The 13,579-nt window shown below is 39.9% G+C and carries 11 protein-coding genes; 8 read left to right on the top strand and 3 right to left on the bottom strand.

The window, feature by feature from the left end; all coding sequences use genetic code 11:
• On the top strand, positions 1 to 1,766 hold a 1,766-nt coding region (locus tag H6G57_RS25105), incomplete at its 5' end, for an Ig-like domain-containing protein (protein ID WP_190523613.1).
• A gap of 32 nt (positions 1,767 to 1,798) precedes the next feature.
• Here the strand turns inward: H6G57_RS25105 and H6G57_RS25100 are convergent.
• On the bottom strand, positions 1,799 to 2,326 hold the full coding sequence (locus tag H6G57_RS25100) for a hypothetical protein (RefSeq protein ID WP_190523611.1): 528 nt from the start codon (positions 2,324 to 2,326) through the stop codon (positions 1,799 to 1,801).
• 108 nt (positions 2,327 to 2,434) lie between these two features.
• On the opposite strand from H6G57_RS25100, the gene H6G57_RS25095 reads away from it, so the two are divergent.
• Positions 2,435 to 2,665, top strand: a complete 231-nt coding sequence (locus H6G57_RS25095; protein ID WP_190523609.1) for a bromodomain-containing protein — start codon at positions 2,435 to 2,437, stop codon at positions 2,663 to 2,665.
• Between the two features lie 6 nt (positions 2,666 to 2,671).
• On the opposite strand, the gene H6G57_RS25090 is transcribed toward H6G57_RS25095, so the two are convergent.
• The gene (locus H6G57_RS25090; protein ID WP_190523607.1) at positions 2,672 to 3,925 is read right to left on the bottom strand and encodes an FAD-dependent hydroxylase; all 1,254 of its coding nucleotides are present in this window, start codon (positions 3,923 to 3,925) and stop codon (positions 2,672 to 2,674) included.
• Between the two features lie 152 nt (positions 3,926 to 4,077).
• Here H6G57_RS25090 and H6G57_RS25085 point away from each other — a divergent pair, with 152 nt between their 5' ends.
• Positions 4,078 to 5,154, top strand: a complete 1,077-nt coding sequence (locus tag H6G57_RS25085; RefSeq protein WP_190523605.1) for a glucokinase — start codon at positions 4,078 to 4,080, stop codon at positions 5,152 to 5,154.
• Positions 5,155 to 5,360: 206 nt separating this feature from the next.
• Here the strand turns inward: H6G57_RS25085 and H6G57_RS25080 are convergent, their stop codons facing one another.
• The gene (locus tag H6G57_RS25080) at positions 5,361 to 6,143 is read right to left on the bottom strand and encodes an MBL fold metallo-hydrolase (RefSeq protein ID WP_190523624.1); all 783 of its coding nucleotides are present in this window, start codon (positions 6,141 to 6,143) and stop codon (positions 5,361 to 5,363) included.
• A 295-nt stretch (positions 6,144 to 6,438) separates the two neighbouring features.
• Here H6G57_RS25080 and H6G57_RS25075 point away from each other — a divergent pair, with 295 nt between their 5' ends.
• The 5 genes from H6G57_RS25075 (at position 6,439) to H6G57_RS25055 (ending at position 13,494) form a co-directional block, all read left to right on the top strand.
• Positions 6,439 to 7,584: an iron-containing alcohol dehydrogenase family protein gene (locus H6G57_RS25075; RefSeq protein WP_190523603.1), complete on the top strand. Its 1,146-nt coding sequence runs from the start codon at positions 6,439 to 6,441 to the stop codon at positions 7,582 to 7,584.
• A 171-nt stretch (positions 7,585 to 7,755) separates the two neighbouring features.
• Positions 7,756 to 8,958, top strand: a complete 1,203-nt coding sequence (locus tag H6G57_RS25070) for an aspartate aminotransferase (RefSeq protein WP_190523601.1) — start codon at positions 7,756 to 7,758, stop codon at positions 8,956 to 8,958.
• Between the two features lie 267 nt (positions 8,959 to 9,225).
• Positions 9,226 to 10,422: a class I SAM-dependent methyltransferase gene (locus tag H6G57_RS25065; RefSeq protein WP_190523599.1), complete on the top strand. Its 1,197-nt coding sequence runs from the start codon at positions 9,226 to 9,228 to the stop codon at positions 10,420 to 10,422.
• A gap of 440 nt (positions 10,423 to 10,862) precedes the next feature.
• Positions 10,863 to 11,567, top strand: a complete 705-nt coding sequence (locus H6G57_RS25060) for a PEP-CTERM sorting domain-containing protein (RefSeq protein ID WP_190523597.1) — start codon at positions 10,863 to 10,865, stop codon at positions 11,565 to 11,567.
• 667 nt (positions 11,568 to 12,234) lie between these two features.
• On the top strand, positions 12,235 to 13,494 hold the full coding sequence (locus H6G57_RS25055) for a PEP-CTERM sorting domain-containing protein (RefSeq protein ID WP_190523596.1): 1,260 nt from the start codon (positions 12,235 to 12,237) through the stop codon (positions 13,492 to 13,494).
• Positions 13,495 to 13,579: the final 85 nt, after the last annotated feature.

The raw sequence follows: 13,579 nt of genomic DNA, 5'->3' as shown, positions 1-13,579 counted from the left end.
CTGTCATCTTAACCCCTTTAAATAACGATACTGACCCAGAAGGTGATAATTTAATTATTGAATCCGTTAATAATCCTAATAACGGTACAGTTAACTTAAATCCTGATACTGGAGAAGTTGTATTTACCCCCACACCCGGTTATATTGGCCCTGCAAGTTTTGACTATACTGTCAATGATGGAAACGGTGGAATTAGTACCGCAACTGTTAATATTACTGTTGATGAACCCCCGACAATAGCACCTTTATCCCCTCCGGTTTTTGTACCCGATGATGAGTGCAATCTTTGTCCTCCCCTTCCTGAATTACCCAGTGTTGTCTTTCCAGAACGTCCGGTTTTAGGGTTGAGTTCTCCCAATATTGCCACAACTACTATTAACGGCACAAATGAGAATGATAATTTACTAGGAACACCTGGAAATGATAATATCTTCTCATTTGGAGGAGATGATGTTATTGATGCGTTACCCGGAGATGACAATGTTTATAGTGGTGATGGCGATGATAGCGTTGATGGGGGAGAAGGAACGGCTTGGATAGAAGGCGGACAAGGAAATGATCAACTTCGGGGTAGTTTTGATAATGATACCCTTCAAGGTCAAGAAGGAAATGATAGTTTATTTGGAGGCATTGATGATATTCCCCCAATATCAGGTCGTGATCTTACTGGACAAGATTGGTTGAGTGGGGGGACGGGAGATGATTTCCTCTCCGCTAATGAAAATAATGATACCCTGCTGGGAGATGATGGTAATGATATTGGATATGGTGGGAAAAATAATGACCTGATTTTTGGGGATCAAGGCAATGATACCCTCTATGGGGATCAAGGCAATGATACTTTAATTGGGAGTGTAACTGATGGTAGTGTTCCACCCGAAGGGGAGGAAGAAGATGTTCTCTATGGTTATGAGAATAACGATTTAATTCAAGGCGGTATTGGTAACGATACCATTTATGCCGGGGAAGGAGATGATTTTGTCTTTGGCGGTCAACAGAATGACCTGCTACGGGGTGAATTAGGTCGAGATACCGTTTATGGTGACGAAGGCAATGACACCCTATTTGGCGGTTACTTCCCCCAAGATATGATAGCCGATCCCTCAGAGGATTTGTTGTGGGGAGGTTCAGGGGATGATGTTATTTATGGCAACCTATTTAACGATACCTTAATCGGTGGGGACGGCAATGATACCCTCTATGGTGGCGAAGATAATGATATTCTTTATGGCGAGAATGGCGATGATTTGATCTATGGAGATCAAGGGAGTGATATTATCTGCGGTGGTGATGGAGATGATACCCTCTATGGCGGTACAGGTGAGACTGGAAACATCAGAGATACCTCGGAATTAGAACAATTACAGGGGGGTGCAGGGAATGATATTCTTTCTGCTAATGAAGGGATCGGTATACTGTGCGGAGATGAAGGCAATGATACCCTCTATGGCGGTAAAGAAGCGGATACCCTCAAAGGTGGTGCAAATGATGATTGGTTGTTTAGTGATTTAGGAAATGATAGTTTAATAGGAGGCAGTGGAAGCGATCGCTTTGTCATCGCTGCGGATACAGGATTAGATCAAATTACTGATTTTCAACTCGGACAAGATTTGATTTTATTGAGTCAGGGTTTAACGTTTAATCAACTCACCCTAACTCAAGACGGAACATCCACTTTAATTAGTTTTAATAATCAACCTTTAGTGATGCTGAATAACTTCCCAGTAGAGTTGATTTCAGCAAGTGCATTTGAGGTATTCGTTTAACAATAGTTGGGCGTAACCCTGGCTAGGAATGATTACGCCGAACGATTATTAAACCTAATTGGTTGCTTTCTGACAATGACTTGGAGAAGAATTTTCAGAGGGGGATAAGCTGCTACGCATCTAAATTTGATATTTTGTAGGCTAGAGTCCTTGCAGCAAGGGTTTTGGGCAAAAAAATTAACTGCGTGACAGCTTAGAGTTACTTCCCATCCGGGTTGATTCCACCAATTGACTCGTTTATTCGGCTCTATCCAAAAATCCAGTTTTTTAATCGAACCATTTTCAAACACAAGCTTGGGAAATGTAGGATAGTTACTATCTTCCGTTTCCCGATAATTTTGTCCGAAAAAATTCATGCAAATTGTTAATCCTTGATTTACCCCTAATTCCTCAACGCCACGACCTGTTAATGGGGAATCATCGTAGCTGAAAGTTCCATGAAATGACCGACCTGTCAAGGCTCCGGCTGTTACATTAACCGTAAAATCATAGGTAATCGTAGAAGCTTGAGCTTGACTAACTGGGATAGGAATACCACTGAAAACAAGACTTGTTATCAAGGCTGATCTTGTTAAAAATTGCTGAAGCATGATCTTTATTACCTCGGATAGAAGGCAGAAAACCTTAAAAAACTTTATCCTAAAACTTGATAATTATTAAGGTTTGCCATGACTTTTAAATATAAATGGAAAAATGGCGCAACTCCGACCCCGGATGAAGCGGCACACAAAGCTGATCTCCTCGATGAAAGTCAATTTGAAACAACTCAAGATCAGAAAATTGCAGAGGAACAAGCCAGACAATATTTGAATGTGCCCCTGCGAACATTAGATGCTGATAAATACCCTTTACCTCATAGTGATTCTACAAACCAAAGTGCAGATATGCAAAAGCCTTAACTGAATTTAAAGGGCTATTTTGGGAGCACGACCGATTAAACCTGTCATTAATCGTAATGCCAAATACCGCAAAACTTTCACTTTTTTTAAGATTCCTAATCCTAGGCGACGTATCTTAACTTTGGGTATCCAATCTCCTGAGAAACTTCGGTCTAAGAAATCCGTTAATCCTAAAACAATTAAATTCTCTTTTTGTCTCCAGTTTTCATAGCGTTTTAATATTTTTTCTTGTCCGATATCTTCCTGATTGTGATCAGCAGTTTTCAATACTTCTACTAAAGCTCCTGCATCTCGAATTCCCATATTTAAGCCTTGTCCCCCCACAGGATGACAACAATGGGCGGCATCTCCCACTAATGCTAATCGATGTTGAATATAGCGATCGCTTTGCATTAATTGTACTGGATAAACATAGCGATCGCTTAATAATTCTAATTTTCCTAATAATCCTCCTGTCCGATATTCTAATAATTTTAAAAATTCAGTTTCCTCTAATTCTTTTAAAGCCTGCGCTTCCGCATGGGGGGCTGTCCAAACCACTTGACAACGATTTCCAGGTAAGGGTAAAACCCCCATAGGGCCACTGGGCCAGAAGCGTTCAAAAGCAACATTTTGATGGAATTTTTCAGTTTTAATCGTCATGGCTATACAAGATTGCCAATATTTCCAACCGTGAGTTTTAATTTCCGCCTCTTCCCGTAATTGAGATTTTGCCCCATCGGCGGCGACTACAATTCGACTGCAAAACCGTTGAGAATTCCCTTCTTTTTCAATTTCAATTTCGACAAAATCAGAATAATAATTAACCGTTTTTAAAATAGCTGGACATTGCCAAGAAACATTCGGACAGTGTTCTAAAAAATCATACATCGCTGACAACAGCACCCCATGTTCGCCTACATATCCTAACTCATTGGTTCCTAAATCTTGAGGTAGGAATTTAACAACATTCGGATAATCGGAATCACTTAAACTAATCTGATAAAACGTAGTAATTTTAGCTAAAATCTCATCCCAAACCCCAATTTGTTTGAGAATGCGTCCCGTTTGTAGCGTTAACGCATAAGCTTGTCGTCTTCCAATGGCGGCTTCTGGCGGTTGAGATTCAATAATGGTTACCTTTAACCCTGAATCTTTCAACCCACAGGCTAAAGTAGCCCCCACAATTCCACCCCCGACAATAACGACATCATAATCGATCTCTGGTTTGGAGGAATCCACGCAGGAAGGTTGAGTTTGTAAATGCGACGACACCAGCATGATATTGAGTGATTGTACTTAGAATTTGGACTAGCTCTATTGTTACACGGTTTCAGGTTGAGTTCCATAAACCCTGTTTCTACTGATAGAGTGATGACTTCAGTATACAGATGAGCCACAATAAAAGAGGTAAAGGATGAGTCAATGTAAATATGACACTATTATTAGCCGGAGATATTGGTGGAACAAAAACGATTTTACGCTTAGTAGATGCCACCACTACAGTCGAATCAACTACAATTCAAGAACGATTAAAAACTCTCTATGAAGTTCGGTATTTGAGTGGGGATTATCCTGATTTAGTCCCCATTGTTCAATTGTTTTTGCAAGCTACTAGTCAACAATTGGGTGATATTCCCCAACCGGAAAGAGCTTGTTTTGCCATTGCAGGGCCAGTGGTTAATCAAACAGCAAAATTAACAAATTTACCTTGGCGTTTAGATGCTAGAAATTTAACCAAAGAATTAGCCATTTCTCATGTGACTTTAATTAATGATTTTGAAGCCGTTGGTTATGGGGTAACAGGTTTACCCAAAAGTGATGTTTTAACCTTACAAAAAGGGCAACCTCAAGCAGGTTCTCCTATGGGGGTAATTGGGGCAGGAACAGGCTTAGGACAATGTTTTGTTATTCCATTAACTAATGGAATTAAAGTCTATCCCTGTGAAGACGGTCATACAGATTTTGCCCCTCGTTCTGAATTAGAATTTCAGTTAATGAAATATTTATTAGCGAAACATAATATTGATCGAGTATCTGTTGAACGGGTGGTTTCTGGGCCGGGAATTGTGGCAATTTATCAATTTTTACGTGATCGCAATCTGGCTAAAGACGCGCCATGGCGCGTCTCTACTGAAATTGCCGAAATTGTTAAAGAGTGGGAACATCAAATGGGTTTAGAAGATGTTACTGTTGATCCGGCTGCTGCCATTTCTCAAGCTGCATTAGAACAACGGGATTCTCTGTCTGAAAAAACAATGCAAATGTTTGTTGAAGCCTATGGAGCAGAAGCGGGAAATTTAGCTTTAAAACTATTACCTTATAACGGGTTATATATTGCTGGAGGAATTGCCACTAAAATTTTACCCTTATTAGAAACTCCCGAATTTATGGATGCTTTTTCTAATAAAGGCAGAATGAAACCCATTTTAGCAAAAGTCCCCGTTCATATTGTATTAAATTCCCAGGTTGGATTAATTGGGGCGGCAGTTTGTGCTGCAATTCTTTAAGCTTTAATTCATCCTTAACTAAGGAATTGTTGAAATTAAAATTAGGCTATAAAACTGAAGTTTATCCATTTTCCCTAAGCGTCTTACTGCCTTACTCAAACTCCCCCTAAAAAAGGCTAATTTAGGGGGATTTGATCGAGGAATTAAAACAAGAGTTTGAAGTTTAATTTGATATTCATGGAATAGCGATCGCCCTACTTAATCAATTAAACCACACTCACAGAAGGCTGTTCTAAAGACACTTCAAATCGTTCTCCGGGTTTAGGATTGAGTACCCGTGTAGATAGATTTTCCCTAGCTAACATTGAACGAAAATCTTCAAGATTACCACTTGCTTTTAATAAAGAAACTAACAACCCTTCATAGACAACATCCCCTGCATCGGCGGTGGGTAACATCACCTTTGGCTTCACTAATTTTGCTAAGTCTAAGGCTGTTTGTTGTCCGCGAATAATTGGCCCCACCACAGGTAAACTCAGATTAATTAAAGGAGTAATGACAACATCAATAGTCGCCATATCTTTTAATTCAGGAGCATGATAGCCATGAGGTTCATAATAAACCGTATTTCCTGTTATTAAGTCTTTTAAAAGATAAGCATTTTCCAGGGTTGTTGGGCCAATAGGCGAACCTGGAAGTGCTTTAATTTCAATTTGGTTTTCTAAACAATAGGTGCTTCCATGTTCCAAGGCTCGAACTTGAGTATATCCCAATTCTTGGGCTACCTTTGCCGCATTTGGAGAACCCACAACCGGGATATTTTTATTCAGTTGTTTTAAGGTTTCAGGATGGGCATGATCTTCTAATCCCTGAGATAATAAAATTAAGTCAATCTTTTGAGGAATGGGTCTTGGGCTCCGTCTTTCCCCCTTAAATAACCAATTCATATTCCCAAAGGTTAATGCACCCACTAACCAGGGGTCTATCAGAACATTTTTTCCGCTTATTTCCAGTAACCAAGAATTACTATCCAGCCAAGTGAAATACATAGAGGTTAATTCGATCACATCACTATTCTGATGATAGCGTAATTTGAGTTTGATGGGGAGATAGAATTAAGGATAAAATTGATTAATTAACTTATAAAATCCTCGTCATAAATCCTATAATTTTTTCGGTTTAAAACCCATAAACACAGCCCTCTTTCACAATTTCCAGGCTTCTATTCATTTCTGGCTTTGGTGAAACCTATTATGCACGGTCAAAAATGATGAAGAATCCTCTGTCCAAATTAGAGCTCAATGCTGTAAAGTAAAAAACTTAGCACCATTGACTTAACCTGCTATGGCTCAAACCTCTTCAACTACCAATCTAACGCCCACTTCAGTTGTGAGTTTAAAGATTGCCCCAGCCCAAGTTTTACGCAGTAATAACGCCTTAGTCGCGTCAGGAGAAGCGATCGCACGCTTTGGTCAACGTCCCTTAATCATTGGGGGCGATCACTCTCTTGGTCTTACTGTTCAAAGTCTACAACCTATTTTAGAACGTTATCAACTCCAATGCGCCCAAGCATCCTACGGTACAGACTGTAGTGAAACCAGCTTAACCGCCCTACATCAAGCCGTCAGCAGCCATAAAGCCGATTTTATTATCGGGACGGGTGGCGGAAAAGCCCTGGATGCAGCCAAACTCATCGCCCATCAAACCCATCTCCCCATCGTCACTATCCCCACCTCTGGGGCGACCTGCGCCGCTTGGACAGCCCTTTCTAACGTTTATTCTGAGGAGGGGGCATTTTTATATGATGTCAGTTTAGATCGCTGTCCCGATTTATTAATTTTGGATTATAACTTAATTCAAACTGCTCCCCAACGAACGTTAATTGCAGGTATTGGAGATGCGATCGCTAAATGGTATGAAGCCTCCGTCAGCAGTGGACATTCCGATCAAACCTTCATGATTGCTGCGGTACAACAAGCCAGAGTGCTGCGAGATATTTTATTACAAAAATCCTTAATTGCCTTACAAGACAACGGAGGGGAAACATGGCAGGAAGTCGTGGATGCAACGGTCTTACTGGCGGGTGTTATTGGCGGTATTGGGGGGGCTCAATGTCGCACCGTTGCTGCCCATGCGGTTCATAATGGGTTAACCCATGTTGCGGCGAGTCATGGCACGTTACACGGGGAAAAAGTCGCCTTTGGGATTTTAGTACAATTGCGTTTAGAGGAGATGGTACAAGGCAACCAACTCGCCGCCAGCGCCAGACAACAACTCTTAAAGTTTTACACCGATTTAGGTTTACCCCAAACTTTAAATGATTTGGGAATGGGAGAAATCACCTTAGCCGAACTGCGACACGCCGCCGAAGTTGCTTGTAATGAGCGTTCTGACATTCATCGTTTACCCTTTAAAGTGGTTCCCGAACAGTTAATGGCGGCAATGGTATCAACAACAGCCCCTATTGTTGAAACCAAACTGAAGAATTAAAGAGTGTCAGAATTAAGAATTAAGAAGGGAAATAAAAAAGAAGACCGTATCAGGGGAAAATAAAGAATCACCGATCAGGGTGAAAGATGCAATTATTCAGAACCCTAAATCCTGAATTCTTTGTTTTCCTTGCTCCTGAACCTATTCGTTTTCATACAACATCATTGACCAATGACATTAGATTGGATTAGCCCTGCTGACCGGATACAAGCCCTACCGCCTTATGTTTTTGCCCGTTTAGATGAATTGAAAGCCAACGCCCGTCAACAAGGCTTAGATTTAATTGATTTAGGCATGGGAAACCCCGATGGCGCCACTCCTCAACCTGTGGTTGAAGCCGCCGTTGAGGCATTAAGAAATCCGGCCCATCATGGCTATCCACCCTTTGAAGGAACTGCTAATTTTAGACGGGCTATTACCAATTGGTATCACCGTCGTTATGGCGTTTTCCTTGACCCCAATGGCGAAGCTTTACCGTTATTAGGGTCAAAAGAAGGATTAGGTCATTTAGCTTTAGCTTATATTAATCCGGGGGATTTAGTATTAGTTCCGAGTCCTTCCTATCCGGTTCATTTTCGCGGGCCAGTCATCGCGGGAGGAAAGGTTCATTCGCTGATTTTGAAGCCGGAAAATGATTGGGTAATTGATTTAAGTTCAATTCCTGATTCCATTGCAGAACAAGCTAAAATTCTCTATTTTAATTATCCCAGTAATCCCACGGGTGCAACGGCCCCCCGTGAATTTTTTGAAGATATTGTTGCCTTTGCCCATCAACATCAAATTCTGCTGGTTCATGATTTATGTTATGCGGAATTAGCTTTTGATGGTTATCAACCTACCAGTTTATTAGAAATTCCGGGGGGTAAAGAAATCGGGGTCGAATTCCATACTATGTCTAAAACCTATAATATGGCGGGTTGGCGTGTGGGATTTGCGGTAGGAAATTCTAAGGTTTTACAAGGGTTAAGAACCTTAAAAACCAATTTAGATTATGGGGTATTTTCGGCATTACAAGCGGCAGCAGAAACGGCGTTAAGTTTACCGGATTCTTATTTGCACGAAGTTCAAGAACGCTATCGCACCCGACGAGATTTTCTGATTAAAGGATTAGCAGAATTAGGTTGGACGGTTCCTAAAACCTTAGCTACCATGTATTTATGGGTTCCCTGTCCACCAGGGATGAATTCAACGGATTTTGCTCTAACGGTTTTACAACAAACGGGTGTTGTTTTAACTCCGGGTAATGCTTTTGGTATTGGGGGAGAAGGGTATGTCAGAATTAGTTTAATTGCAGATTGCGATCGCTTAGGAGAAGCTTTAAAACGCTTAAAAGATGCCAATATTCGGTATCAACCGCAACCCGTTTCTGTTTAATCCCGATTCGTTGTTGGGCTTCAGCCTTAATTTAATGGGTGCTAAAGCACAACAACGAGTTAATTATTAATATGATGAATATAGAAATCGTGTTAGATAGTTATATTCCATCCTTAAATGTTTGCCACACATCTCCCCCCTTTTTAAGGGGGGTTGGGGGGATCATCTGTAGCGTTCATAATGGGATTTCATATTAGAATATCTGCTTATTATCACACTCTATCTGTCTGAGACTTTCCATCCGATTCCCTGTTATAATTATTGATTATGGATTATGAAAATAATCAGAATTTATGTAATTTTATAGCCCAAAAAATTATAGAAAATCCTGATCATAGAATTACCTTTGCTGATTATATGGACTGGGTTTTATATCACCCAGAATACGGCTATTATACCGTTAATCAACCTCAATTTGGTGCAGCCGGAGATTTTGTTACTTCTCCCTATTTAGGATCAGATTTTGGGGAAATGTTAGCAGAACAGTTTTTTCAAATGTGGGAAATTCTGGATTATCCTAACCCTTTTACCTTAGTAGAAATGGGTGCAGGTCAAGGACTATTAGCCAGCGATATTTTATTCTATTTAAAAAAACAATATCCTGAATTTTACAGCAAAATCAACTATATTATTTGTGAAAAATCTGCCTTTCTTAAACAACAACAGCAAAAACAACTTAAAAATCAGTTGAATCTTAACTTATCAATTCAATGGTGTGATTTAGAGACGCTTCAAAATGAAGGAATTAAAGGTTGCTTTTTCTCTAATGAATTAGTTGATGCTTTTCCCGTCCATCAAGTTATTGTTCAAAATCGTCAACTTCAAGAAATTTATATTACTGTAGATTCCGAAGACTCAACAGATGTTAAATTTAAAGAAACTATTGGTGAACTTTCAACGAAAAACCTCACCGACTATTTTAAATTAATTGAGATTGATTTATGTTCTCCCGCTTATGTAGAAGGTTATCGAACTGAAGTTAATTTAATCGCCTTAGACTGGATCAAAACCGTTGCGTCGAAACTCAATCAAGGCTTTATTTTAACCATTGATTATGGTTATCTCGCCCAACGATATTACCTCCCCAGCCGTTGTGAAGGAACATTACAATGTTATTATCAACATCGCCATCATAATGATCCCTATATTAATATTGGTAAACAGGATTTAACCGCCCATATCAACTTCACCGCCTTAGACCGTTACGGAGAACACTATAACCTTCATTCCCAGGGGTTTACCCAACAAGCTTTATTTTTAATGGCGTTAGGGTTAGGCGATCGCATTGCAACTTTATCCCAACCTTCAGAATATTCTATTTCGGAAGTATTACAACGGCGAGACTGCTTACATTCTCTCATCGATCCTATGGGGTTGGGAAACTTTGGGGTTCTCCTACAATCTAAAGGCTTAAGTCTCTCTCAACAACAAATTTCCCTCAAAGGGTTCAATATCCCCGTTTAACCCTCTCAATTAGGATTTCTCAGGGATAGAATGTTAAAACACTTCCGACAGTTAAAAAAAGATCAGGCTGATCTGCACCTTTCTACGGATATTACTGAATTAAAAGTATTATTTATTACCCGTACAGTGATCAATACTGATAGTAACTTGTGATCAAACTCACAACTTTTGTCTCAATAACTTTAGGGAAATTTTATATAGACATGAAGCCGACACATCATATAGGAAGGTATTCCCAAGGTATTTTATCGTGGCTTTATATTTCCATTGACAAACTGTAAACCTTTTGTAAAAATAACCCCTATTGGCAAAAAACCTATAGACAACCCTAAACTAATTCTGTCATATTGGTAACAAGGTAGAACAAGGAAACTAAGAACACCCAAGTTCAAACCCCTTGCTTCTACCGAGGCTACTAAAATACAAAGGATGAGGCTGAGATGAAAACCACACTATCTAAAATTATTGTTTCTGCTTTATTAACGACTGGAGTTGCAGTTTCCTTAATGGCTGCACCTGCACAAGCAGGAGGTATGAAACCCAATTCTACTGCTAGCACTGGCGGTGGCGATAACAGTACACTCGATAAATGTAGTAACACTGATATCTCAATAGGAGGGTCATTAGGCACTTTGGTCAAAGCTACCGATTGTGACGGTGCTTCATCAGGAAACGATACAGGGTCAGGAAATCCTTTGCTGACAAGACTCCAAAACGGTTTATTTGCTGAAAATTTCAATAGTAATCAAACAGTGAGTTGGTCATACGGCGGTAAGTCGGAAGAAGGTGAAAAAGGACTGTTTGGTTTTAATGCAAAGTATGATTATTCTGAAGGGAATTGGGGTTTCACCACAAAACCAACATTCAACACATTTGTAGTCAGCTTAAAAAGCAATGACTTCTACAGTGCTTATCTGTTCAAAGATTATGATTGGTCTCAAGGCTTAAATGGAGTATTCAACACAATTGGTGTTTCGACTAACAAGCAAGGTAAAGCTCAAGCTCTCTCTCACGCTTCCTTATTTGCAGCGAACGTAACAACTGTGACTCCTCCTCCGGCTGAAGTTCCCGAACCCACCACATTAGTTGGTTTAGGGTTAGCCTTCGGTGGAATGCTGGCTTCTCGTCGTCGTCAATCTCACTAAGAAATGATGCTGACATTAGTTCATGAAAACATTTCAACGCTTATGTTAACACTTGTCTCATACGATTGAGATCCTCAGCCTTTACTCATCCAATTCATAAAAGTAGCGGTACTCATCACACCGCTATTTTATTGGAAAAAGCGATAACTGAAAATCCAATGCTAGTTATCTAGTCTAATCAGTTGTAGAACTTTATGCTCAAACATCAATTACTATTATCTTTAAGGATAAGTTAACTCCTTAACAACTCAAATAAAATTTTAAATCACTTATATATAGTTGTGTGTAATCCCTCTTGGGTACACCCCAAAAACCTAGTTTCATCAAGAAACTGGGTTTTTAATTTTACACGGGGCTATTCTATCTTGTCCTGAAACTCACAAATTTTATCCCTAAAAAAATTGATGAACTTCTCCCTAAGAGAAAAAGCTTAAACATCCTTTATCCGGGTAATTATAGAGAATTTTATCATAGCTTTATCTTTGTATCGACAGACTGTAAAACTTCTGTGAAAATAACCTCTATTGGCAAAAAACCTATAGACAACCCCAAACTGATTCTGTCATATTGATAACAAGGTAGAACAAAGAAATCAGAAACACCCAGATTGAAGACTTTGGTTTCTACCCAGACTACTAGAGTACAAAACATAAAGGATGAGACTGAGATGAAAACCACATTATCAACAATTATCGGTTCTGCTTTATTAGCTGCTGGAGTTGCCGTTTCCGTAGTTGCAGCACCCGTACAAGCCCAACCTACTGATACAGAAAAATCGGCTGATGCAAGAAAATCGGCTGATACAGAAAAATCGGGTGATACAAGAAAATCGGCTGATACAGAAAAATCGGGTGATACAAGAAAATCGGGTGATACAGGAAAATCGGGTGATACAGAAAAATCGGGTGATACAGAAAAATCGGCTGATACAGGAAAATCGGGTGATACAGGAAAATCGGGTGATACAGGAAAATCGGGTGATACAGAAAAATCGGCTGATACAGGAAAATCGGGTGATACAGAAAAATCGGCTGATACAGGAAAATCGGGTGATACAGGAAAATCGGGTGATACAGGAAAATCGGCTGATACAGGAAAATCGGGTGATACAGGAAAATCGGGTGATACAGAAAAATCGGGTGATACAGAAAAATCGGGTGATACAGAAAAATCGGGTGATACAAGAAAATCGGGTGATACAGGAAAATCGGGTGATACAGGAAAATCGGGTGATACAGGAAAATCGGGTGATACAGGAAAATCGGGTGATGCAGGAAACCCTGGAAATCCAAACGTGACTCCTATTACTGATAATCCTTTCGCTTTTCAACTCTTCGATACAAAAACCTTTGGATTTAGCAATGTCCCCACTGAAAACACTGCTGGAGATAGCATTGTTAATCAATTCCAGTTTAATGTCAGCAAAACCGAGACCAATAAAGTTCTATTCCAGTTTGAAAATCTAGGCCCAGCAGCATCGTTTATTAGCCAGATTACATTCTCTAAAGCCAATGACTTACTGACATTCGTTTCGGGCGCATCACATTTCAATTATGGCCCTGCTGTTCAGTTTAAAGTGGATAATAAAGATGTAGCTCAATCTACCAATATTGATGGTTGGGGGGATAAAGATGAGCTCTTTGGTTTTGTAACAACTGCTAATGGTAGTGGTAAGAATGGGATTGATCAAGGAGAAAAGTTAGGCTTACTGTTTGATGGTGACTTTGCCTCGGTCATCGAAAGCTTAACAAATAAAGAGTTCCAAATTGGAATGCACGTTCAAGGACTTGATGGTGGGGGAAGTGATGTTTTTGTAAGTGGAGACCCCAAACCCCCAGTGAAAGATGTTCCCGAACCTGCAACATTAGCTGGTTTAGGTTTAGCTTTCGGTGGAATGCTGGCTTCTCGTCGTCGCAAATCTCACTAAGAAATGATGCTGAAATTAGTGTCAAAACATCTCAAGGCTTAAGTTAATACTTGTCTGACAACGTTAATATCCTAAGCCTTTATCT

The organism is Planktothrix sp. FACHB-1365, from assembly GCF_014697575.1.
Taxonomy (GTDB): Bacteria; Cyanobacteriota; Cyanobacteriia; order Cyanobacteriales; family Microcoleaceae; genus Planktothrix.
This window is presented reverse-complemented; position numbering and strand designations above follow the sequence as displayed.